This window comes from Streptomyces sp. NA04227 (genome assembly GCF_013364195.1).
Lineage (GTDB): Bacteria > Actinomycetota > Actinomycetes > Streptomycetales > Streptomycetaceae > Streptomyces.
Genome location: NZ_CP054918.1, coordinates 2,724,377 through 2,746,915, shown reverse-complemented (window position 1 = coordinate 2,746,915; position 22,539 = coordinate 2,724,377). Strand labels below are relative to the sequence as shown.

Annotated in this window: 25 protein-coding genes; 21 read left to right on the top strand and 4 right to left on the bottom strand. The window is 69.1% G+C overall.

Annotation, left to right across the window (positions count from 1 at the left end; all coding sequences use genetic code 11):
• The first annotated feature begins 4 nt into the window (after nt 1–4).
• Nucleotides 5–595 carry a hypothetical protein gene (locus HUT18_RS11525; protein ID WP_176100146.1) on the top strand — a complete coding sequence of 197 codons (591 nt, stop codon included), beginning with the start codon at nt 5–7 and terminating at the stop codon, nt 593–595.
• On the top strand, nt 592–969 hold the full coding sequence (locus HUT18_RS11520) for a hypothetical protein (RefSeq protein WP_176100144.1): 378 nt from the start codon (nt 592–594) through the stop codon (nt 967–969). The genes HUT18_RS11525 and HUT18_RS11520 overlap by 4 nt, the downstream gene beginning before the upstream one ends.
• Nucleotides 970–981: 12 nt before the next feature.
• Here HUT18_RS11520 and HUT18_RS11515 read toward each other — a convergent pair whose 3' ends face one another.
• Nucleotides 982–1,620, bottom strand: a complete 639-nt coding sequence (locus HUT18_RS11515) for a 2'-5' RNA ligase family protein (RefSeq protein WP_176100142.1) — start codon at nt 1,618–1,620, stop codon at nt 982–984.
• A gap of 16 nt (nt 1,621–1,636) precedes the next feature.
• A complete protein-coding gene (locus HUT18_RS11510) occupies nt 1,637–2,119 on the bottom strand; it encodes a hypothetical protein (RefSeq protein WP_176100140.1) in 483 nt (160 codons plus the stop codon).
• 179 nt (nt 2,120–2,298) lie between these two features.
• Here HUT18_RS11510 and HUT18_RS11505 point away from each other — a divergent pair, with 179 nt between their 5' ends.
• On the top strand, nt 2,299–2,823 hold the full coding sequence (locus HUT18_RS11505; protein ID WP_176100138.1) for a hypothetical protein: 525 nt from the start codon (nt 2,299–2,301) through the stop codon (nt 2,821–2,823).
• 9 nt (nt 2,824–2,832) lie between these two features.
• Here HUT18_RS11505 and HUT18_RS11500 read toward each other — a convergent pair whose 3' ends face one another.
• A complete protein-coding gene (locus HUT18_RS11500; protein WP_176100136.1) occupies nt 2,833–3,678 on the bottom strand; it encodes an endonuclease/exonuclease/phosphatase family protein in 846 nt (281 codons plus the stop codon).
• 94 nt (nt 3,679–3,772) lie between these two features.
• Nucleotides 3,773–4,495, bottom strand: coding sequence for a hypothetical protein (locus HUT18_RS11495; RefSeq protein ID WP_176100135.1), 723 nt, complete (start codon nt 4,493–4,495; stop codon nt 3,773–3,775).
• Between the two features lie 137 nt (nt 4,496–4,632).
• Between HUT18_RS11495 and HUT18_RS11490 the strand changes: the two genes are divergently transcribed.
• The 18 genes from HUT18_RS11490 (at nt 4,633) to HUT18_RS11405 (ending at nt 22,481) form a co-directional block, all read left to right on the top strand.
• Nucleotides 4,633–5,178, top strand: coding sequence for a hypothetical protein (locus HUT18_RS11490; protein WP_176100134.1), 546 nt, complete (start codon nt 4,633–4,635; stop codon nt 5,176–5,178).
• A 5-nt stretch (nt 5,179–5,183) separates the two neighbouring features.
• Entirely contained in the window at nt 5,184–5,399 is a 216-nt protein-coding gene (locus HUT18_RS11485) for a hypothetical protein (protein ID WP_176100132.1), read from the top strand.
• A gap of 102 nt (nt 5,400–5,501) precedes the next feature.
• On the top strand, nt 5,502–8,756 hold the full coding sequence (locus HUT18_RS11480) for a hypothetical protein (protein ID WP_176100130.1): 3,255 nt from the start codon (nt 5,502–5,504) through the stop codon (nt 8,754–8,756).
• 1 nt (nt 8,757) lies between these two features.
• Nucleotides 8,758–10,188, top strand: coding sequence for a hypothetical protein (locus HUT18_RS11475; RefSeq protein ID WP_176100129.1), 1,431 nt, complete (start codon nt 8,758–8,760; stop codon nt 10,186–10,188).
• Nucleotides 10,189–10,291: 103 nt separating this feature from the next.
• Nucleotides 10,292–11,320, top strand: a complete 1,029-nt coding sequence (locus HUT18_RS11470; RefSeq protein WP_176100127.1) for a hypothetical protein — start codon at nt 10,292–10,294, stop codon at nt 11,318–11,320.
• Nucleotides 11,321–11,849: 529 nt separating this feature from the next.
• Nucleotides 11,850–12,572: a hypothetical protein gene (locus tag HUT18_RS11465; protein ID WP_176100126.1), complete on the top strand. Its 723-nt coding sequence runs from the start codon at nt 11,850–11,852 to the stop codon at nt 12,570–12,572.
• Between the two features lie 241 nt (nt 12,573–12,813).
• Nucleotides 12,814–13,770, top strand: coding sequence for a hypothetical protein (locus HUT18_RS11460; protein ID WP_176100124.1), 957 nt, complete (start codon nt 12,814–12,816; stop codon nt 13,768–13,770).
• Between the two features lie 12 nt (nt 13,771–13,782).
• A complete protein-coding gene (locus HUT18_RS11455) occupies nt 13,783–14,109 on the top strand; it encodes a hypothetical protein (protein WP_176100122.1) in 327 nt (108 codons plus the stop codon).
• Nucleotides 14,110–14,192: 83 nt separating this feature from the next.
• Nucleotides 14,193–15,131 carry a peptidoglycan-binding protein gene (locus tag HUT18_RS11450; protein WP_176100120.1) on the top strand — a complete coding sequence of 313 codons (939 nt, stop codon included), beginning with the start codon at nt 14,193–14,195 and terminating at the stop codon, nt 15,129–15,131.
• 31 nt (nt 15,132–15,162) lie between these two features.
• Complete coding sequence (locus HUT18_RS11445; RefSeq protein WP_217710480.1) at nt 15,163–15,495, top strand: hypothetical protein; 333 nt, start codon at nt 15,163–15,165, stop codon at nt 15,493–15,495.
• Nucleotides 15,496–16,192: 697 nt separating this feature from the next.
• A complete protein-coding gene (locus HUT18_RS11440) occupies nt 16,193–17,422 on the top strand; it encodes a helix-turn-helix domain-containing protein (RefSeq protein WP_176100118.1) in 1,230 nt (409 codons plus the stop codon).
• A gap of 278 nt (nt 17,423–17,700) precedes the next feature.
• Entirely contained in the window at nt 17,701–17,955 is a 255-nt protein-coding gene (locus HUT18_RS11435) for a hypothetical protein (protein WP_176100116.1), read from the top strand.
• A 59-nt stretch (nt 17,956–18,014) separates the two neighbouring features.
• A complete protein-coding gene (locus HUT18_RS11430) occupies nt 18,015–18,692 on the top strand; it encodes a hypothetical protein (RefSeq protein ID WP_176100115.1) in 678 nt (225 codons plus the stop codon).
• Nucleotides 18,689–18,973 (top strand): hypothetical protein, encoded by a 285-nt coding sequence (locus HUT18_RS11425; RefSeq protein WP_254878535.1) that lies wholly within the window; start codon nt 18,689–18,691, stop codon nt 18,971–18,973. The genes HUT18_RS11430 and HUT18_RS11425 overlap by 4 nt, the downstream gene beginning before the upstream one ends.
• A 640-nt stretch (nt 18,974–19,613) precedes the next feature.
• Nucleotides 19,614–20,723, top strand: coding sequence for a radical SAM protein (locus tag HUT18_RS11420; RefSeq protein ID WP_176100113.1), 1,110 nt, complete (start codon nt 19,614–19,616; stop codon nt 20,721–20,723).
• Nucleotides 20,720–21,319, top strand: a complete 600-nt coding sequence (gene tmk, locus HUT18_RS11415; RefSeq protein WP_176100112.1) for a dTMP kinase — start codon at nt 20,720–20,722, stop codon at nt 21,317–21,319. The genes HUT18_RS11420 and tmk overlap by 4 nt, the downstream gene beginning before the upstream one ends.
• A gap of 10 nt (nt 21,320–21,329) precedes the next feature.
• Nucleotides 21,330–22,151 carry an endonuclease/exonuclease/phosphatase gene (locus HUT18_RS11410; RefSeq protein ID WP_254878533.1) on the top strand — a complete coding sequence of 274 codons (822 nt, stop codon included), beginning with the start codon at nt 21,330–21,332 and terminating at the stop codon, nt 22,149–22,151.
• A gap of 18 nt (nt 22,152–22,169) precedes the next feature.
• A complete protein-coding gene (locus HUT18_RS11405) occupies nt 22,170–22,481 on the top strand; it encodes a MazG-like family protein (protein ID WP_176100110.1) in 312 nt (103 codons plus the stop codon).
• Nucleotides 22,482–22,539: the final 58 nt, after the last annotated feature.

Genomic DNA, 22,539 nt, shown 5'->3' with positions numbered 1-22,539 from the left:
GCTGATGCCGCTGAACCCGCTGGACGTGCACGACCTGACCGAGACGATCCTCGGCTGCATCTGCGCCGCGCTGCAAGACACCGCGCAGCAGGTCGACGGGCAGCCCGGATGCCCGTGCCGCGCGTGCGTCGTCCCCGGGCTCGTGGCGTGGGACTCGTGCGACGACCCGTGCGACGGCAAGGGCGACGGCGGCCAGCTCTCTGTGAACCTGATCCGCCTGTTCCCCACGAACCCGTTCCCGAACGAGGACCGCACCGTGATGGGCATGCGGAACTGCCCGCTGCCGACGACCACCGCGGCCGAGCTGGCGGTGACGCTGCTGCGCTGCGCCCCGACCCCGGACGAGCAGGGATGCCCGCCCTCGTGCGACGAGCTGGACCAGGCGGCGCGGGTCCTGCACGTCGACGCGGTCACCGTCTACAACGGGCTGTACTGCTGCCTGCGCGGCACCCAGCCCGGCCGGCGCCGGGGCCGGAAATTCGTCATGAGCCAGCAGAAGACGATCGGCCCGCAGGGCGGATGCGTCGGCATCGAGCAGCGCGTCCTGGTCGCGCTGCCCGGCTGCGCGCCCTGCCCCGGTGAGGAGTCGGTGTGACCGTCGAGATGCGCATCGAGCAGGGCCGCCTCGCCCGAGCCCTGAACGCCCGGGGAGGCATCGCCGAACGCATCCTCGCGCGCCGGACCCGCCGTGTCGCCGACATCGCCCGCCGCGAGGCCCCCGGCCGGATGGGTTCCTACATCGACTGGAAGGTGCAGCCCGGCGCCCGGGGCCTGGAAGGCGTCATCGTCTGCGACCACCCCGCGACGCTGTTCGTGCTGTACGGCACCCGGCCGCACATCATCCGGCCTCGGCGTGCGAAGGCGCTGCGGTTCGACGCAGGCGGGCGCACGGTCTTCGCTGCCGTCGTGCACCACCCCGGCACCCGCCCGAACGACTTCCTGGGACGGGCGCTACGCGCAGGCCGCTAGGTGTGCTGGGCTTTATCCACCGAGCGGGATCTCAGCTAGGTGTTCCCAGGTAATGGTTTTCGACTGCTCGGTGGTCGTCGCGGTGACGTCCACCAGGTGGACAGCGGAGATGTGCAGGTGAGCGTGGCTCGGCCGGACGCGTCGCAGCAGACGCTGAGCCGCGTCGGAGTCGGCGTGGTCGTAGGCGTAGGCCGCCGTCAGGTGTTGCACTCCCCAGAGGTATCGGGTGGCGGCTTCCCCGCAGACGCTCCGGATAGTGCTGCGCACTGCGGTGTGCAGAGCAGCGATCTCCTCATCGGGATGCAAGTCCCCGATCACGCCGGAGTGGTACGCCAGCATGGACCCCACGACGACGTCGAGCGGCGCGACGTCGGACAGGCGCCGGTTCAGGGCTTCGACCAAGGCCTCTCGTTCCTCTTGGGGCACGGCCGATGCGGGGCGGCCTGACAGTTGATCGAGCGTGATGTGGAGCCACTGCGGCTCCACCGGGCATACCGGGAAACCCGCGTCGAGCAGGACCTCGGTCGCCTTGGTCAAGAGGGTGATCAAAGGCTCGTGGCGAGGGTCGACGAGATCGACGATCCCGTAGACATGCAGGACGCTGTCGGCCTTCCAAGCGTCCGTCCCATGCTGGAACTTGAACGGCTGCACCTCAAGCTCCCCCGAGTCAGAGGCTGATGCCGAAGCGCGTACGCAGTCGCGTCATTCCGTCGGTGTAGCCGCGGCCCCAGCGCGTCATGGACGCATCGAACGCGTCATCCCACGCGGCGCCCGGGGTGGTGTAGGTGTGGGTGATGATCGTCCATACCTGAACCACGGGGTCGCACGTGTCCGTCAGGTCATGGCCGAGCGCAGCAAGACGCCGCTCCCAAAGAGCCTGGCGCTCCTCTCCGGCCATCTCGCCGTCGTACAGCTCGCGGACCTGCTCGTCGACGACTTGATCCGGGTCGATGCCGTGCTCTGCCGACAGAATGTACAGCGCGGTAGCGAGACCGGCAGCTCCTTCAGCGATGACAACTCCGTCGAGCCGGATCTCGTACCCGGCGAGTGGACCCTCCACCACGCTGATTGCTCGGTCCCAGGAGCGCTGCCACAGATCCGGTCCGCCAGCCGCCTGCCACGTACGGAGCCGATCGACAACGGTGCTCACATGTCCCCCTCATCATCGGTGTCGCTTCGTACGAGCTTGTCATGCCCGATCCACGCCGAGAGGCAAGATGCCAGAGCCGGGGCCCTCAGGTAGGGCGCCTTGGCGCCCTACCCCAACTACCCGGGCCACAGGGGGATGCGGGGAGACAAAGGAGCCTTCGAGACCATAGGTTGACGGCCATGGCGGACATGCGGAATCTGTGGTGGGCGGCGGGCCGGATGGCCTTCGCATTGTCGACAGGCGAACAGGCAACTGTGCGGTGGCACCATGCCCTTCGCGCCTCGGCCACCCTCCTTGAGCCGACGTGGCCCAAGCACTACAGCGCCGGCCCCTTCACCCACGCCCTGCCGACCGTGGCACTCCTGCTGTACGCACGCCCCCTCGACCAGGATCCCGAGGAGGTATCGGTCGACGAGCTTGTCGTCGCGCTCACCCCAAGCCCCGGTGACGCGACCGACGCCTCGCTTGAGCACACCGTCCGCGACGGCTTGACCCAGCACGGACACGACCTCGAGGACGACTCCCCCCTCAGCGCCCTCTTCCGCCAACTCACCACCCGCCACCCGCCTCTCGCCTACACCGCGACCGGCGTGGAACTGAGTTCCGCCGACAACTGGCCTGGCGGCACGATGATGGAGGAGTCGGCGCGGTGGGCGGCACACTCGCTCGCCCACCACCACATCAGCGCCAACAGCCGCACTTGACCAGACCCGTCACGCCCCCTGCGCCAGCACACCGAGGTCGAAGTCCGCGCTCACGGCAGCGTGGTCCGACAGCCCCATATCTACCGGTTCCATGTGCACCTGGTAGCGCACGAGACCCGCGGCCATAGCGGGGCTCGCCAGGATGAGGTCCTGGCGCCGAGGCACGTCACCATCGCCGAACGCGGCCGTCGCCGCCGTTTCCTGCCCGAAGCGGCTCGAAGTGTCCACGAAGCCGGCGCGGGCCAACAGCTCAAGCGCATCGCGATCGGAGCTCTCTGCCTGACCAGGCAAGTGCAGGTGCCCGTTGCGGAGATGCGGCGGGAGCGTTGACCAGTCAGGCTCCGCGAAACCGAGCCCGACGGTGTTGAAGTCGCCGACGACCAAGGACCGTCGCCCAGGAGCGGCCAAGATCCCCAACGGGGCTACCTCGCGCGCTCGGTTGCGTGGGTCGAAGGGGTCCAGGTGGAGATTACGTAGCTCGACCAGGCCCTCCATGCCGGGCACCGTGAGGTTCGCCCAACCCATGACGTGGTGGTAACGCGTACGGTCCGCGTCCTCGGCGTCTACCGCAACCCGTTCGCTGAGCAGGATCGCGGAGTGAAAGCGATGTCCGGCCGTCGTCACGTTGGCCTCTGCGAGGAAGCCCTGAGCCATGCCCAGCGCGGTCACCATCCGATGCAGGCGCCTTCGGCCCAGCAGGTCCCAGAAGTTGCACTCCTGGAGAGCCAGCACGTCCGCCCGCAGTGACCGCAGGAACTCGACTTGACCGTCCCACCGTTCGGCTAGCCCAAGACCAGAGTCGGAATGACCACCGAAGAGCGTGTTGAACGTGACGACTCGCAGGACTGAATGCACCGCAATCTCCTGATCTACCGACAAGTTCTTGACCAGGGAAGTTTCCTTGCGGAGCGCGGTCGCCGTGGCCGATTCGCGAAACTCACCACGGCCGCTAGCTGCGGGGGACCACGGCCAGGTCGGGTGCCTCGATCTCGGGGTAGAACTTGCGGTAGTCCTCGACGTGGTCGACGTAGTGCGCCCGCCCCGCTTCGGTAAACCGGTAGCGGCGCACGGTGCGGCTCGCCTGGTGGCCGGCGCGAAGGTTGCCGCTAAAGTCCCGGGGCGTGTATGTGACGCTCTCCTCGTGGACGTCCAAGTAGGGCCGGTTCCCCCGGTGTCTGTCGTATCCGGTGACGAGGTACAGGTGCGCGGACCCGAACAGCTCCTCGGGCGGCAGGCCGTCCTCCCCGGCCCTGGCGACCTTGGCCATCTCGCGCCAGAGCCACTCGGACAGCTCCCACGGAGCTTTGCTGGGCATCGGAGCGATACCCAGCCCGGCACGCGTGGCGGCGCGGCCGGCCCGGGTGAGAAGCGCGTACGGGGCGCCGGTGTCGGTGGTGCCCAGCTCGATCAGCCCCCGGTCGGCGAGCGCGGCCAGGGTTGACCCGGCGCCCGACTCCCACAACCCGCGCGCCCGCAACGCTCTCGGGGTGGGCGCATCCCGCCCGGAGAGGAAGATCCGCCGCCACACCTGCGCGGGGGCCTTGGTGAACCGCCCTTGAGTGCCGAGCTGCCGCTGCTCCTCCTCCAGTCCTTGGTCCTCGCCGTACATGACCTCCATGTAGATGCGCTGACGAGCATTCAGCCCGCCCCATGCCTGCTGAGCTTTCCCCATACCGGTTCCTCCCCTGCTCGTTCACGGTAGGGCGTGTAGCTGACGCCCAGGCAGGTTCTTGCCGACCGCGTACCCTTCGGTCCGCGCCGCTGGTTGTGGGCCGGGCGCCGTCACGAGCACACTGCGGGAGCGACCCGATGAGCCAGCGCCGCCAGTTCACGATCAACACCGAGCCGCACGTCGCCGAGATCGGCGACGTGGAGCTGCTGTTCCAGCCCGAGGTGATGGGCGACCAGTTCCTCGACGCGTACGAGGACTTGCAGCAGACGCAGAAGCAGCTCGGCGTCGACATCAACAACTTGTCCGGAATCGCCCCGGATAAGCTGCGGGCGATCGTGCAGTCCCTCCGTGTGTTCCTCGCGAAGCTGATGCTCCCGGAGTCGGCGCAGGTGTTCGCTCGCTGGGAGGTCGTCAAGGGCGGCAAGGCGGTCGAGTCGTTCGGCACCCGCGAAGAGGCCGACGCGCACGCCGCCGAAAGCAAGGGTTCCACGGTGCGCGACTCGGGGATGCGACTCCCGGACCGGGTGTTGGTCGAGCTGCTGGAGTGGGCTGTCGAGCTGTATGGGGGCGGCCAGCGCCCTACTGGGCTGTCTGGAGGCTCTGCGGCAGCGTCGCCGCCTCCTGGGACTCGTGGGAGGGCGGTCTCGTCCTCCAAGGGGTCGACCCGCACACGTGGACGCTGAGGACGATGCTCAACGCCGCAGAGGCCGCGATGGACGCCTCAGCGGAAGACGACGCCGAGCGGCAGCGAAACCGGGCGAAGCTCTACGCCCCGCCCGCGTCCGAACGCGGCCGAGGCCGTCGCCGGGGGCGCCCGCCAGGCACGGCGCTGGACCGGGCTGGGGCGCAGGCTCTCGCCGCCCAACTCGCGGCCGAGGACGCTCGGATGACCGGTAGCAGGTAGCGGCTAACCTGGGGTCACGCCTCCGGACCCTGGGCACGGGGACCGGAGGCGTCGCCGCTGGTTTTGGGCCGGGCAACCACACGCAATTGCGGAGGTTGCCCGGTGGCTGGCGAGGACGTCGACTACGGGTCAGCACGGATCACAATCGTCCTCGACGACGGCGACACGACGTCGGATTCGCGACAGGTCGCCAACCGCATCCAGAACAGCCTGGACCGGGGCACACGCAACATCGGTGCCCAGATCCGGCGGAACATCCAGCGCGGCCTGAACGCCGCTGCCGTCACGGTCCAAGTAGAGCCGGACCTGCGCCGGTTCGACTCGGCGCTGCTGACCGGGCTCCGCAGCCTGGGCAGCATCAACGTCCCCGTCGTCCCCGACCTGACGGGGTTCGTCGCGCGGGTCCGCGCCGTCCTGGCCGGCGTCCCGATCCCCGTACGGGTCGTGCCGAACCTGGACGGCTTCGACGCCCGTATCCGGGAGCACCGGCCGCCCGACGTCACGGTCAACGCGAACGTCGACACCGACCGGTTGTCCCGGTCGCTGGGCAGGCTCGGCGGTATCGCCGGCCGGGTCGGCGGCGCGCTGAGCGGCCTCCTCGCCTTCGGAGCCGTCGGTATCGCCGCCGCCGGGGCGGCTTCCTCCATCGGGGCGCTGGTCGCCGCGCTCGCCCCCGCGGCTGGGATCGTCGCTGCGTTCCCTGCGGCTATCGCCGGGGCGCAGATCGCGCTCGGCGCCCTGCGCCTGGCGGTCGTTGGTGTCGGCGACGCGCTGGTGGCGGCGTTCTCCGGGGACGCCGCGAAGTACGCGGAGGCGATCGAGGGCCTGGCCCCGGCCGCGAGGACAGCCGTCGGGGCGGTCAAGGAGCTGGCGCCGCAGCTCAAAGAGGTTCAACAGGCTGTCCAGCAGGCGTTCTTCGAGGAGTTCGCGTCGCAGGTCAGCGGAGCGATCAAGAACCTGCTGCCCCTCAGCAAGGGCCTGGAGGATGTCGCCGCCGGATTCGGCCGTGCCGCAGCGGCGGGCCTGCGGTTCCTGTCGACGCAGGCCGCGTTCTCCCAGATCCAGACCGTGATCGCGGGCACGAAGTCCGCCGTCGACGCCCTCGCCCAGGGAACACGGCCGCTCGCCCAGGGCTTCTTGGACGTCGCCGCCGCCGTCTCGCAGGCATTCGGCACGCAGCTCGGACAGGCGGTCGGCGGGCTCGCGGTACGGTTCGGCGAGTTCCTGACCCGCATCGCCGAGGGTGGGCAGGCCGTAGCCTGGGTGCGCGGCGCGGTCGCCGTCTTCCAGCAGCTCGGCGCCATCGCCTCGAACGTCGGCAGCATCCTCGCGGGGGTGTTCCGAGCCGCCGACGGCGCGGGCGGCGGACTGCTGAACAACATTCAGACGATCACCGCGAGCTTCCGAGAGTTCGTCAACTCCGCCCAGGGCCAAGAGGCCATCGGGAACATCTTCCGCACCATCGGCACGATCGCGGCGCAGCTCGGCCCGATCCTCAGCGCGCTGGTGACGCAGCTCGGCGCCATCGCCCCTGCCCTGGCCCCCATCTTCACCGCAGTCGGGCCCGCCCTGACCGGACTGATCAACGCGCTCGGGCCCGCCCTGGCGGCCATCGCGCCGTCGCTGGCGGCCGTCGGCCAGGCCCTTGCCCAAGGGCTCGGCATCATCGGCCCCTCCCTTGCGCCGCTCGGCGCCGCGATCGGCGGCGCGGTGTCCGCGCTCGCGCCTCTGCTGCCGCTCGTCGGGCAGATCGTCGCCGTCATCGGGCAGGCCCTCGCGCCGGTTCTCCAGAACCTCGTCAGCCTGTTCCAGCCGATCATTCAGGCGCTCGTCGGGGCGCTGCTGCCGGTCCTGCCGCAGATCGGTCAGGCGTTCTCGATGCTCGTGCAGGCCATGGCGCCGCTCGCGGCCGGTGCAGGGCAGGCCGTCGCTCAGGTCTTCCAGTCCCTCGCCCCCGTGCTTAAAACCCTGGCCGGGGTCCTGGTTCGCATCGCGAGCGCGCTGGTGCCGGTGTACACCGCGTTGGCGAACGCGCTGCTGCCGGTGCTCCCACCGATCGTGGAGGCGTTCAACGCGATCCTGCTGGCGCTGGTGCCGCTGCTGCCGTCCGTCGCGCAGTTAGTCGAGGCGCTGGCGCCGCTGGTTGTTCTCGTTGTGCGGCTCCTCGGCCCCGTCCTCCAGGTAGCTGCCGCGTTCCTGTCGTGGGCCGCGATCAACGTCGTCGTTCCGATCATCACCGGGGTCGTGAACGTCCTGACGTTCTTGATCTCCAGCCTGTCGAACCTCGTCACGTTCATCACGCAACTGCCGACACTGATCGTGTCCGGCTTGTCGGCGCTGGGGTCGCTGATCACGACCACGTTCACGACGCTGGTCACCACGATCGTCACGGGCATCACAAGCGCTTTCACCGCAGTGGTGGGCTTCTTCACCGCGCTGCCCGGCCGCATCATCGCCGCGCTGGTGGCGCTACCCGGCCTGCTCGTCGACTTGTTCGTGAACGCGGTCGCCTTGCTGGGTATCGCTCTGCTGACCGCGCTGGCGGGGATCATCGCCCTGTTCACGGTGCTACCGGGGAAGATCGTCGCCGCGCTCGCGTCGCTTGGGTCGGCGATCGGCGGCGCCTTCTCCCGTGGTGTGTCCGCTGCCCGGTCGGCGATCAGCTTGTTCGTCTCGTCGGCGGTGTCGTTCTTCGCGGCGCTCCCCGGCCGGATCGGGTCCGCGCTGGCCGCACTGCCCGGACGGGTCAGTTCTCTGTTCCGGTCTGCTGGCTCCTCCGGCCTCGCGGCTGCCCACACGTTTGGTTCGTCGGTCGCCACGTTCTTCTCCACCCTGCCGGGCCGGATCGTGTCTGCGCTGTCCGGCCTCGGGGACCGGATTGCTGGGGTGTTCCGGTCGGCGACGGGCTCCGCCCGCTCGGCGGTGTCCTCACTGATCTCGGCGATCGTGGACCTGTTCTCGTCGCTGCCTGGAAAGATCGTTGCCTCGCTGGGCAACATCGGGAGCCGGATCGTGTCGAAGATCAAGGGCGGCTTGCCGGGCGCGGTGCGGAAGGTGCTGCCCTTCGCGGAGGGCGGCATCGTCAACAGCCCTGTCGTCGGGCTCGTCGGCGAAGCCGGGCCCGAGGTGATCATCCCGCTGACGAAGCCCCGCCGCGCGCAGCATCTTGCGGAGAAGTCGGGGCTGATGGACATGCTTGGCGCGATGAACGGCCGCGACAGCAGCCGCAGCAAGGAGAAGCCGCCGCCGCTGCCTGGCGGCCCGGGCGCGGTATTCCACATCTACGAGGCGGGCGACGCGCGGGCGACTGCGCACCGCGTCGCGTCCAGGCTGGCCCTCGCGGCGGGAGTGATCTGATATGGCGATGGACGGGTACCTCGCGCTCGGCGGTGTCGAGCTCGCGAACTCTGCCCGGCTGGAGGCATATCTCCAGTCCGTCGGGTCGCCGCTCGCCGACGCCGGTACGTGCGCGTGCCCGACGTTCACTGCGGAGATGGTCGGCGACCTGCCATACACCAACCCGGCCGACGACGGCGCCCCCTGGTACGACCCGGACGTCCCCGAGAGCGCCGAGTTCACCGGCTTCCTGGTGCTGTCCGTTGACGGACTCGACGACTACCCAATGCGGCGCAGCGTCACGAACGCCGTGACGGGCGGTGCCGCGCTCGGGCCAGCCAGGGCGATGCCGCGCACCATCACCATCACCGGCATCCTGCTCGGGGCGACGTGCTGCGCCGTGGAGTACGGGCTGCACTGGCTCGCGGAGGCCATGACCGGCTGCACGGGCGGCACCTGCGACGGGGACTGCCTCCAGTTGTTCTCGTGCTGTCCGGGTGAGGAAGAGACACCGGAGGAGTTCCGGGCGCACAGGCTGCGCACCTACCGGCGGGTCGCGCTGACACAGGGGCCAACGGTGACCGCCCGGCACGGCGACGGCTGTACGTCCGGGGAGTGCAGCGCGGGCGCCGATGTCCTCACCGTCGAGATCGTCCTGACGGCGGCGACACCGTGGGCGTGGACGGACCCCACGCCGATCCTGGATGTGCCTCTGCCGGGCAACGCCGACGACAACGAGTGCGTGGTGTGGTGCGTGACCGGGCAGGCGCCACAAGTGCTGTGTGTGGAAACCCGCGAGACGTGCAGGGGCTCCCTCGCAGCGCCGGTCGTCAACGATGACGCGGCCTGCGACCTGGCATGGCCGACGACGGAGAACCCGCCTGACCAGTGCGACGGGGTGTGCCGCCTGGCGGCGTGCGAGGACCCCACCATCGGGTGTGCCGACCCGTCGTGCGCTCCACCCGCGCCGCCGCAGCCCGCCGCCCTGGACACGTGTTTCTGCTTGGCCCTCGCGGTCGAGACCGAGTGCCTCGAGATGGACCTCACGGACAGGCCAGCATGGTCGGTGGACGTGCCGATGATCTCGCTGCGTGCCGGGGCGGACGACCTGCGGAACGTGACCATCACGTTCTACGAGCGGCCCCCGGGCGGGGATGACCTCACGTGCGACGAAGTCGCCGAGTTCCAGCGGTGTGAGCCGCACAGCCAGTACACCGTGGCGTACGTTCCGGCCGGGGGTTCGGTCCTCATCGACGGGCAGATCGGGCGGGCCATCGTTGAGTGCGGTGGGCAGTGCGAGACGTCGCGGGACGTGTACGGCTACGACGGGGCGCCGCCGTCGTTCACGTCGTTCGAGTGCGCGAACTTCTGCGTGTGCGTGGAGACAGATGCGCTGAATCCTCCGGCCGAGGACGCGCGTCTGACGTTGTCGGTGTCCGGCAGGGGGTACTGACCACCGTCGTACCCTGAGCGGGTCGCTGGTTGTGGGCCGGGCACCTCTTTCCTCACGCCGGGGGTGCCCTATGGCCGTCGCAGGGTGCGGCACTCATGCCGCCTTGATCACTGACCGGAGCGGGGCGACGCTGACCCCGGTCCACACGCTCACCGAGGTGGAGTGGACCAGGAACCTGGACGACACCTCAACGGCCCGTGTCGTGGTGCAGCCCGATGGGGACTGCTGTGAACGCCTCGGCGAGGTCCGGGCCTGGCGCTCCTACCTGAACATCTGGCGCGACGGGGTGCCGGTCTGGTCTGGTCCGGTCCTCCAGGTGGAATGGTCGCTGGGGAAGATCGAGATTTGGGCCGGGGACCTGTTGGCGTGGCTGGACCGGCGGGTGCCGCACCAGGACATCACCTTCGGCGGCTCGGACCTCACGGACATCGCCGAGTGGCTGATCACCGACGGGTTCGCCCCGGACGATCCGGGTCACGAGATCCAGATCCTTGGGCGGTCTGGTGTGCGCGGCGGCAGGAAGTACCTGAGGAACGTGGGGCAGACCGGCGATCATCTGCGGGACCTCGCGGAGACCGGTCTCGACTACACCGCGGTCGGCTCGCGGATCGTGCTCATGCCGGAGAACCACACGGTGAGCGTCGGCCGTCTCAGCGACGCAGACCTGCCGGAGGGCCTGATCGTGGCCGAGGACGGTACCGCGCTGGGTACGCGATGGGTCGTAGCTGGAGACGACGAGGGCGACGTTCTTGGGGAGGCAGGCGGCGCGGACCCGTACTACGGGCTGCTGGAGCGGTACGTAGAGCAGACGACGATCACGACGGACGCCGCCGCGACGGAAGCCGCGAAGTCGCGGCTGCGGTCCTCGCTGCCGGTTCCGGTGTTCATCGACACGCAGGACGTGACGATCAGTCCAGACGCGGCCGTAGAGGTGCCGCTTCTGGTCCCCGGCTGGTGCTTGGACATCACCACTCAGGTCACGTGCCGTCCGATCTCTCAGCGCCTCAAAATTGTGGGATTGAAGGTGGCCGAGGACGGCGGCACCGAGTCGACGCCGGGCTCGGAACAGGTGCAAGTGCAGGTAGCGGCGACAGGTTCGGATACCGCGACGCCGATGATGGCAGGGGTGTGAGGCACGGTGGCGCTGCGAGGCGGAGCGGCACGGCAACTCGTCGGCAACCCCATGGGGAGTCTTCTGCGGGACGTGGACCGGCGGACGAGGACCACGACCAGGCGCAGCAGGCCGCCACGGAGCGTCCAGGAGCAGGCGGGGGAGGAGCTGCCAGCGCGGGACGCGGCTCCACTGCGCGTACCGGGACCGTTGGCGACGGTCGTCGAGACAGGGGACGACGGCCGCGCGGTGTGGGACTACCCGGCTGCTGGCCTCGGCGCCGTCCCGGTCCTCAGCGCGGTCCCCACCCTTCCCCCAGATGCCCCGGGAGGCGTCGTGTCGGGGTATCTCGTGCACGTTGAGGAGGCGAGCGCTACACGGGCCGTCATCCGCGTCCTGGTCTTCGTCGACGGCGGAGGGCTCACCGCGGCCGGGCCGGGCGTAGCAGTGCACATGACTGCGACGCCCCGCCGCGGCTAACGACTACCCTGGGCGCCGTAGCCGCTGGTTGTGGGCCGGGCTCACCTTCCGTCATACGAGGTGAGTCCCGATGGCCAGTGTTTGTGTGTGCAGCACGTACTTCAACGTCAACGATGAGGGCGAACTGTGCCTCAACCCGGGCACGATGGGTCTGCGGCAAGTCCTGTACTTCAAGGAGCCCGGGACCTTCCAGTTCCAGGCTGCTGACTACCCCTGGCTGGCTCGGATCCGTGTGCGCGTGCAAGCGGCTGGCGGTGGTTCTGCCGGGGCTCGGGCGGCTCAGGGCGAACTCGTGGTGCGCAACGGCGGTGCAGGCGGCGGATACGCGGAGGCTCTGATCGACGTGTCCGCGCTCGGCGCGATCGAGACCGTCCTCGTCGGAGCGGGTGGAAACGCGGGCGGAACGGACAGTGATGGTGGAGCGGGCGGCAACAGCGCCTTCGGTGGCACCGTCACCTCGAACGGTGGCGGCGGTGGCACGACGGGCATGGCGTCCGGTACGGGCTCGGCGTGCTTCTCGGGTATCGCCGGGCCACTGGCCGGCACAGGGGACTGGGCTACCGGCGGAGGCGGCTCCGGCGGCGCTATCCGCCTCACCGGGTTCCAGGGCCAGTCCGGCAACGGTGGCGAATCACACCTCGGCCACGGTGGTTTTCCGCGCTCCTCGGACGGCGGCGGCGGCGCCCCGCGCGGCTACGGCGGCGGCGCGGCAGGAGCGTTCGCGCGAGATGGCGAGACGTCCCCTGGGACATCCGGAGCGGACGGCATCGTGATCGTCGAACTCTACGGCTGACCGGACACTGCCAGTAGCGGTGTCCGGACGCTGTCCGGGCAGGTCAGGGCGCTGCCTCGGACTGCCCGGCGGGAGGTGTCCGGACACCGTCCCGGACAGTTGTGGGACACCGGCCGGGTGGCGGCGGGCCAGCCGTAGACTGGGTGGCCGCTGCTGGTTGTGGGCCGGGCCAAGACTTCCCCCGAAGGGGCTGATCATCTTGGCTCGGTGTGGGTGTGGTGGCGGTCAGTGCAACTGCTCCATGATCGCCGGGAACGGTATCGACGTCGCGGGCACGGGAAGCACCGCGAACCCGTATGTCATCAGCGCCGAGGCGGTGAATTGCACCGCCGTACGGTCGTGCCTGTCCGCCGGGGACGGCATCACGTACAACCCGACGACCGGCGTCATCACCGCCCGCCCGTCAAGCGATGCCGGGAACACTGTCGCGTTCGGCGCGGACGGTGGTCTCCTCGTGCCGACACCCCCCGAGGTCACCTGCGCTCAGGTCCGGCCGTGCGTCTCCGCCGGGGACGGCCTGGCCTACGACCAAGCGACCGGAGTGTTCACCCCGAACATCTCCGACGACGCCGGGAACAACATCACGACCGGCACGGACGGCGGCCTCTTCGTCCCTACCGGTGCTGCCACCGTGACGACTGGATGTGGGCTCACCGGCGACGGGGCCGCAGCGACACCCCTCATCGTCTCTACCGGCACGTGGCCCTACCCGTGTGACGTCGCGACGCGTGGCGGCGTCGTCGTCTGTGATGAAGACGGCGTGCTCCGCTCCGAACCGCGCGGCCAGGTCGGGATGCAGTCGTTCTTCGACGAGCGCCGGTTCGCTGATGTCGCCGTACCAACGGCGGCTCAGCAGGTAGCCGCCCACTTCGAGACCAAGTTCACCAACCCGGACCCGTGTCGACCCGCATTTGTCGTCGCGTTCCGCGAAGCAGACGTGTGGTTCGACATGCCGCCCGGGTCGAGTGCCGCGATGGGCTACTCCGGTGACGAGATGTGGTACCAGCGGAACTCTGGCAGCTCTGCGAACACGGGCGTGCACATCCAGCCCGCGAAGACCCTCCCGAACGCCCCGAGCATGGTCGACCCCGGCGGCACGGTCACCGTCGGGTTCGACGTCATGGTCGGGCGCGGCTCCGGCGGCGCAACGTACTCGCTGATCCAAATCATCATCCGCGCCCTCCTCATCTCCCTCTAAGGCAGGCACCCGATGAACACGCTGCACGTGCAGTACGCGGACGAGTCCTTCGGCGCGGTGAGTTACGACGGCGAGGAGCCGCCGACGCTCCCCGTGGGCGCAACGGTGATCACAGAGATCGCCTACCAGGCACTCGTCGCCGCCTGGACTACCGCCCACGAAACGCACATTGAGCAAATGCACGAGGCGGTCCGCACTTCGAAGGCCGAAGACGTCGCCGCGCTGGCCGCCGCCGGTATCCCGCTCGCCACTGCCGAACGGCTTCTCGGCCTCACCGCAGAGGAAACAGAAGCCGCCCGCCGTGCGGTCGGCCCAGAACTTCGACGGGCCCAGTCATGACGCTCGCCGAGGCCAAACTCGTCATCTATGACGCCTAGGAGGCGACCACTCATGACCACCCCTGCTGCGCAAATCCCTGCGTCGTGAGGCTCGTTCAGCGCGAAGCGTGGGGAGCTCCCGCGGGCTCCCCTGCCGCGCACCAGTCCTCGACCCGCGGGGTGAAAATCCACTACCTCGGGATGGCGTACGAGTCCCGGGTGCACTCGCTGTGCGACGACCAGGTACGCCGGATTCGCGCCGAGCACCTGGCGAACGAGGCCGAGGGCTATGTCGACATTGCGTACAACGCCCTCGTGTGCGAGCACGGGTACGTGTACGAAGGGCGTGGCCTGCACAAGCGGACTGGCGCGAACGGAGATCAAAATCTGAACCGCAAGGACTACGCGGTGTGTGCCCTGCTGGGGTCCAGTGGGCTCACGAAGCCGTCGGACGCGATGCTGCATGGGCTGCGGGACGCGATCGAGTGGCTGCGGAAGTACGGGGACGCCGGGGACTGGGTCGGCGGGCACCGCGACGGCCATCCGACTGAGTGCCCCGGCGCCCGTCTGTACGCGTGGGTGCAGCGCGGCGCTCTGCGGCCCGGCGGCGGCCAGGACGGCGGTGACGGCAACTACACGGTGCGGCCCGGGGACACGCTGCTGGCCATCGCGCGGCGCCTCGATGTCGACTGGCGAGAGCTGGCGAAGGTGAACGGGCTCAGACCGCCGTACTCCGTGTACGTCGGGCAGGAACTCCACGTGCCGAACAAGGCCGTTGGGCAGGAGGTGCCGCCCTATCCCGGCAGGGAGGCATTTCGGCTCGGAAAGCGGCACCCGGCGGTGACGTGGCTCGACAAGCAACTGGTGCGCTTGGGCTTCGACCGGCACCACGACGGCGACGGGTACACCCCGGGGTCGCTGTTCACCGAATACACGCGGCGGAACGTCGCCGACCTCCAGCGCTCGCGGCCCGAGCTGTCCGGTGACCCCGACGGGTATCCGGGGCCGGTGACGTGGGAGCTGGCGCACACCCTGCCCGGGTGAGGGGCAGATGCCTGGCGTGGAGGCAACCGGAGTGACGTGGCTCGACGTCGCGTTGGTGTGGGCCGGGGCAGTTACGCTCCTCGGTGGGGTGGCGGCGATGGGGTGGGGCGGGCTGCGCGCGGCCGGCCGCACCTGGCGGCGCGTAGACGAGTTCATGGACGACTGGCAGGGCGAGCTGGAGCGGCCGGGAGTTCCTGCCAGGCCGGGTCTCCTGGAGCGGGTCGCGCTCATCGAGGAGCGGCTGAGCCGTGTCGAGCACGAGCTGTACCCGAACTCGGGCGACAGCCTGCGAGACGCGGTCGACCACGCGAACCGGCAGCTCGCACGGCTCTGCCCTGAGGGGCCGCTCAGTAGCGGGGAATGAGACGAGTGGCCCGCTCCACGGGTCATGAAGCGGCCACCCTTCAGGGCGACTTCAGCGATGTGCATGCACGCGTGCTGGTTGGTGCGGGAGACTGGGAGTAGCGCTGATCGACGCCCCCCGAGATCGGCGACGCCGCACTACCCCTGCGGTGCGAGAGCCCGGCCGTACGTCCCACATCCCGTGCGGTCGGGCTCCGCGTCTTCCTAACACGAGTTCTGTCCGCTGCGCCCGTATCCTGCTTGAAGTCCACGCAGATTGCTGTTGGCTTGCTGCGCGAGGGCGTCTCACCGTCGGAATCCGGTCGGGGCGCCTTCGGTCTTTGCGCACGGTCGGCAGCCGTCCACTCGACAAGGAGCCGGGCGTACTCGGCGGCGTGCCCGTGAGGGCTGGGCGTCGACATCAACGCCCGGATGCGGTCGTTGAGGGTGTCTCGGCATGCCGCAGGGGCGGGCGCCGTGGCCGGGAAATCCATGACGGTGAGGCTAAGCGCCACCCCTGACAATCAGCAGTGGGCGAACTCCACTGCGTGATCGCGAAGTTCGTCCAAGCCGGAGCGCGCGGGAGGATACACCCTGCGCGCGCAGCGATCCAAGGTTCACACCCGAGGGGCGGGCGACACCGGGAGTTTACGAACTCGGCGCGTAGATACGGGCCTAGCGCCCGTACGCTGGCCGCACCACATAGTGAGGGGGCCAGCATGGGCATGCCGCACGTAGGCCAGCAGATCCGAGAGCTGCGGAAGGTCCGACAGCTCACGGTGCGCGGGCTCGCTGACCGCGTATCGATCTCTGTCAGCCTCCTTGAGAAGTTCGAGGCCGGGTCGCGCACGCCGACCGCTGGCCTCCTCGCCAACCTTGCACGGGCTCTCGGCGTCGGCCCGGACCGCCTCACCGGTCAGCCCTACATGAACGGTGCCGAATCCGAGGACCAAGTGCAGGCGGTGATCCCGGAGTTGCGCCGTGTCCTGCTGACCTATGACAACCCCGATGACCTTCAGGCGGCGGCCCGCCCTCTACCGGTCCTCGCGGCGGAGATGGACCTCATCTCGGAGATGCGGCAGAACGGCCAGTACGTACCGATGGGCCCGCTACTCCCCGGTGTGCTCACAGAGCTGACGCATGCCGCGCTCACGGCCCGGGATGATCGGGAGCGTCGGGAAGCGTACTGGTGGCTCGCCCGCGGCTACCGGGCGACGAACTCCCTCGCTCACAAGCTCGGGTACCACGACCTCTCCCTCACGGCGGTAGAGCGAGTGCACTGGGCCGCCGATCGGTCCGGCGATTCGCTGATGCAGGTCACGGCCGCCTACCTCAAGGCGGGCGCCATGGTCCGGATGGGGTCCTTCTCCTCGGCCAGGCGGCTCCTCGAAGGGCTCATGGTCGAGGTAGATCGGATTCAGCCAGAGAACTCGTACACGGACCAGGCGCTGGCCGTGAGCGGTGCTCTCCTCCTCAAGCTCGCGATGGTCGAGGTGCGGGACGGGCATCCGGAACGGGCGTGGGAGCGGCTTGCCGAGGCACGGGAGACGGCCGCACTGCTCCGCGATGACTCGATGCACTACGAGATGTCGTTCGGCCCGACGAACGTGCGCATCCATGAGGTTGCGACGTTGATTGACTCCGGGGACACGGAGCAGGCCCTGGCTCGGCTCCGGGAGTGGGGTGCTGAGCAGGACCGTACGGAGTGGGAGCTGCCGTCCGGCATCGCCCGCGAGCGGGCATCGCACCACCACATTGACGTCGCGGCGGCCCGGCTCACCGAAGGCGACCGCCGCGGTGCCTTCGCGGACCTCGCGACGGCCCGGGGGATCAGCCCCGTGCATACGCGCTTCCATCCGACGACCCGTCACGTCACCGGCGCGCTAGTCCGGTTGGACCGGACGCAGGATGAGGCACTGGCCGCCTTCGCCCGATGGACCGGAGCCTGACTACCTGTCAAGCGGTTCTGCCATATTGACTCCGCACAGTTTGTGAGCAAACCGCACAGCACGTAGAGAGACGATCCCCTCACGCAAAACAGACGCGTGAGGGGATCTCTCATATGCTGCCCGCCCACCCCGCCCGCCGCGCTGCGGCATGGCTCGCGGAAGCTGACCCGGACCCGGCCCACGCTCGGCGCTGGCTACAGGGCACTCAGCTCGTGCTCTTGCCCCTCGGTAGCAAATGGGCGGCGGTGAAAGCCGCGCAGCATCAGGGACTTTCCGCCGTGCATGACGTCCCCGGCCCGGTCATCCATGACCCCGGAGGCCAGTGCGTGTACTTCCTCGTGCCGCCTGACGCCGACTGGGTCGACGTTCCCGGCACCGAGCTGCTTGCCGCCGCCTGCTGGCTCCTCATCCCGGCCCCCGAGCGCACCAACCCGCCCGGCCCCTACTGGGTGCGCCCCCCGGACGGACTCGGAGCACTGGTGGACCCGGGGCGGCTACGGGACGCGCTCACCGGCCGCGCGGCAACCGCATGACCTTTGGTCACCAGCCCGAGCCCCGCTTGCAAGGCGTCCCTTACACCCGACGGAGCATCATGCGGCAGCAGTTCTATTGGCACGGCATCCACGTGCCCTACATCACCCAATGGTCATCCGAGCAGGGCGATTCCGGACGGCTCACCGCCCGTTTAGGCCCGGCCGGAGAGCGTATCGAGTACGCGCAGGAGCACCAGGCCGACCGGCGTGAGGGAGCCCTGTGGGTGCGCAGCAGGATTGGCCGAGGCCGAGGTGCCCCCGACTTCGTGCGCGTGCACCCCATGCGTCAACGGCAGGCGATTCTCAATGACCTCTGCCAGGTGTGCGGTAACTACGTACCCCTCATCCCCGATGAGGAGGCGCGGCTTTACGTCGTCGGCGGCTACACCCCCGTCACGGACGGAGAGCGCTCGACGTCACCACCGACGCATCCGGAGTGCGCTCTGGAGGCGATCGGCGCCTGCCCGAAGCTGTCCCGCCACGTCACCGCACTCGTCCGCGAGACCCCGCTTTGGGGAGTCTCCGGCGCACTGATCCACCCGAAGACACTCAAGCCGCTTGATGACGGTGCCGCGACGTTTCAGCCGTTCTCAGCGCCGGAGTTCAACTGGACTCTCGCCAGTGCCCTCGTCGTGGCTCTCCACGGGGTGACGCCGATCACGACCGCCGATGTCACCAACCTTGCCCGTACACAACCCGAACTCGCTGCCGTCGTCCCCGAGGGAGCCCGCCCGTGAAAACGTTCCTGCCTCAACGCCCCTCGGAGACCGGCACCGGCGGCAAGTCACGCTCGTACCGGTTCCGTGAGTTCACCCTCATCCCCGATGACCTCCCGGATGCCGAACCGGTCACACATGCGCTGCAATGCGCGGTGTGCGAGGACCAGGGTGACGCGAAGACGGACCTGGCGGCGGCGAAGGCGTGGGCGGTCCGGCATCTGCGGTCGAACCCGGAGCACTTCACGTACCGGCATATCGTGCAGCGCCCGTACCGGTTCCAGCCGGGGGCCTGGCAGTGAGCGTGTGCGGTCACCGAATGGTCCGGCGGCCTGCCGCTCCTCTGTCACGCGGGGCCGGACGATGTGGTGGGCCGTGGGCTGGCCATCGGCGCCATCAAATCCGAGGACTGGGCGTTGACGTCCTGCGCTGGGGAAAGCGCGTGCGGTCTGAGCTGGAGGCCAGCTCTTGACTCCGCTGCGCGGCCAAGTGGTCTACGTCCTCGTGGTGTTCGCCTTGATGGCGGCGGTCGGCTACGGCATCGCGAGGTCGTGAAAGCTCCCCTCAGACGGGCCGGGAGGGTCCGGAGGAGGGTTGAGACGGCCCCGGGTCTGTAACCGCCCCCCCCGTCGGAGGCAGGCCCGGGGCCACGCCCGCACAGCAGAGAGGACGACATGGCGACCCGGGAGTGGACGACCGGCGAGTGCTGGTTGTACTGCGAGCGCTCCGGAGTTTCGGTGCTGTGGGTCGGCCCAATCCAAGAAGACGGGCAGAGCGCTCCGATCTACGCGTGCGAGGACTGTTTGAACCGGCTGCGTTTGAAGGCGCGCCGATACCGCGAGGCGCAGGACCAGGCGCCCGCCCGCTGACTCCGTCCCCGGCCGTGTCGTGTGATGGCGCACGGCCCGGGGGCGGGCACACCCGAGAATGATGGAGGCTGGCATGACTGCACGTCCGATCATCAACTCTGAGCAGGCCGCGTCCTGTTACTTCCGCACGACCGTCGACCATCCGCACCGTAAAGCGCTGATCCAGGTGTGCGAGCCGTGCAACGAGAAGTGCGCCCACTGCTTCGTCTCGGCTACGAAGCGCGGCGAGTACATGCCGCTCGACCAAGTGCGGGATCGGCTGATCCCGCAACTCGCCGCAGCCCGCGTGAACCGGGTGACGCTGACCGGCGGGGAACCGTTCATGCATCCTGACCTGCTCCAGATCACGGCCGATTTCCGCGCGGCCGGGATGGGCGTCGGCGTGTGCACCAACGCGACGATGGTCAACGATGATCAGATCCGGGAACTCGCCGCGCTCGACACGCACATGAACGTCAGCCTCGACGGGTTCTCCGCCGACTCGCACGGGAAGTTCCGAGGCCGACCCGAGGGCTTCGACGAAACCGTGGAGACGGTGAAGCGGTTCGCGAAAGCGGGCATCCTCCAAGGGCTGCTGTGCACGCCGAACAACCTCGCCCAGGACGAGGAGTACGCCGAGCTGTGCGCCTTCGCGCGCGACCAGGGCGCGAAGTACGTGCTGATGAACCCGCTCGGCGAGATGGGCCGGGGAGCGAACTCCTCAAGAAAGCTGCGCCGCCCCGACGACCACATGAGACACATCCGCGACTTGACATTGCCGTTCGTCGACGACGGCGTGGACATGGTGCACATCCGGTTCCCGAATGAGGACAAGCCGCTCGCCGGATGCGAGGCGGGCACGATCATCTACGTCTTCACGAAGGGCGAGGTCGCCGTCTGCCCGTACCTGGCGTTCGCCGCCCGCACGAAGGTCAGCCAGCACCCCGACACTGACTTCCTCGTCGGGAACGTGTGGCAGCACGACGACATCGCCGAACGGCTGGACGGGTACGGCCGTTTCAGCGACCGGTGGGACCTGGGCGGCAACGACACCTGCGGCGGCTGCTCGCTCGCAAACCGCTGCGGCAAGGGCTGCCCTGCGGCCGTCGTGGCCGCCGGACAGCGCATCGGCGCCGTCGACAGCGAGCAGTGCCCGGTCGTGCCGAAGCAGTCGCGTGTGCTGCCCGTGGTCGGTGTGTCGTGACCGGCCTGTTCGTGACGATCGACGGGCCCGGCGGTGTCGGCAAATCCACTGTGACGGCTGCCGTCGTCGACGAACTGCGCGCCATTGGCCTGCCGGTGTACGGGACACGAGAGCCCAGCGACACCGCGCTGGGGCAGCTCGCCCGCAACGGCACTGAGGACTACCGCGGCATGGCCATGGCGTGCCTGATCGCCGCGGACCGGTACCAGCATCTCGACGGCGAGATCCGCCCGGCTGTGGCGCGCGGCGACATCGTCGTGTGTGACCGGTACATCGCCTCGTCGCTGGTGCTCCAAGTGATCGACGGCGTCAGCCGCGACGTGGTGTGGGAACTCAACCGGCACGCGGACATGCCCGACCTCGCCGTCATCCTCAACGCCCGTGCCGACGTCGTCGAGAAACGGCTGACCGGTCGCGGGGCGCATAGCCGCTACGAGCGGATGCCCGACAGCAGTGAGCGGGAGTGCGCGTTGTTCCGTGAAACAGCTAGGTTCCTCATGGCTGCCGGCGTGCGGGTCGCCCAGTTCGACGCGACCGCCGACGGACCGGACAGCATCGCTCGTGGCATCGTCGCGGCGATCAAGAACCGTGAATGAGGTGCAGCTCATGACCAGGCAGGCCAGCACACTCGACGTGCTGACGTTCAACCTCAACAACCCGTCCCGAGAACGCGCGGGACGTCAGCTCGCGTACCTCGCGGCTCGGCCCGAGCAGGTGCTTGTGCTGACCGAGACGGTCGACAGTGCGGGCTGCGCCTTCCTGGCCTCACGGTTCGAAGCCGCCGGGTACGAGGTCGTGTTCCCGAGGCCCGAGCGCGGCGAACGCGGCGCGATGATCGTCAGCCGCCTCCCTGTCCGGCCGGGCCCGGCGGCCGTCGGCTACCTGTCGCACCGAGCGGTTTCGGTGACCGTGGACACCGACCAAGGGCCGCTCGACGTCATCGGCTTGTACGTGCCGTCGCGGGACGCGTCGGAGGCGAAGACCGAGCGCAAGCGGATGTTTCTCGACCACTGCCGCACGGGCCTGCCTGACGGTCGGGACGGGCTGCGGCTGGTGCTCGGCGACTTCAATGTGCTTGAACCCCAACACCAGCCGGCGTACCGGTTCTTCCAGCCGTTCGAGTATGGCTTCTACCAGTGGCTGGGCACTGCCGGGTACCGCGATGCCTTCCGTACGCTCCACCCCGAGGCGGCCGAATACTCGTGGGTGGGTCGCACCGGCGACGGCTACCGGTACGACCACGCTCACGCTTCCGCGCGCCTGGCGGCCGAGCTGCGCGGCTGCTCGTACGTCCACGAGCCGCGTACCGGATCGGACCGGCTCACCGACCACTCTGCCCTGACGGTGTCGCTTGCTCTGCTCCCTGCCGTGTTGCTGTCCGTGGGCGACCCGACCGAGCAAGTCGAGCTGGTACCTGTCCTGTTCTGAGACACCCGGAGGATCGTCATGGAAGAGACATGGAAGACGGTTGAGCGGCTTCGCGAGTGGCTGGACGCAGAGAGCCCGCTCGCTCCGGACGTCGCGCGGATCATGCGGGTCCTCAAGATCACCGAGGAAGCCGGAGAGGTCGCCGAAGCGATGCACGGGATGCTCGCCGCGAACCCGAGGAAGGGCGCGAGCCATACCGAGGACGACGTCCGAAAGGAGCTGTGCGATGTGATCCTGACGAGCATGGTCGCGCTCGCCTCGTTCACCCCTGACGCGGCTGGAGTCTTCGACGAGCGGCTGCGTCAGATCGCCGACCGCTCGCTATCGTAATCCGGCCGAGTGACATCAACTCCCGCATCGTGGCGACGATATCCCGCAGGGAGTAGCT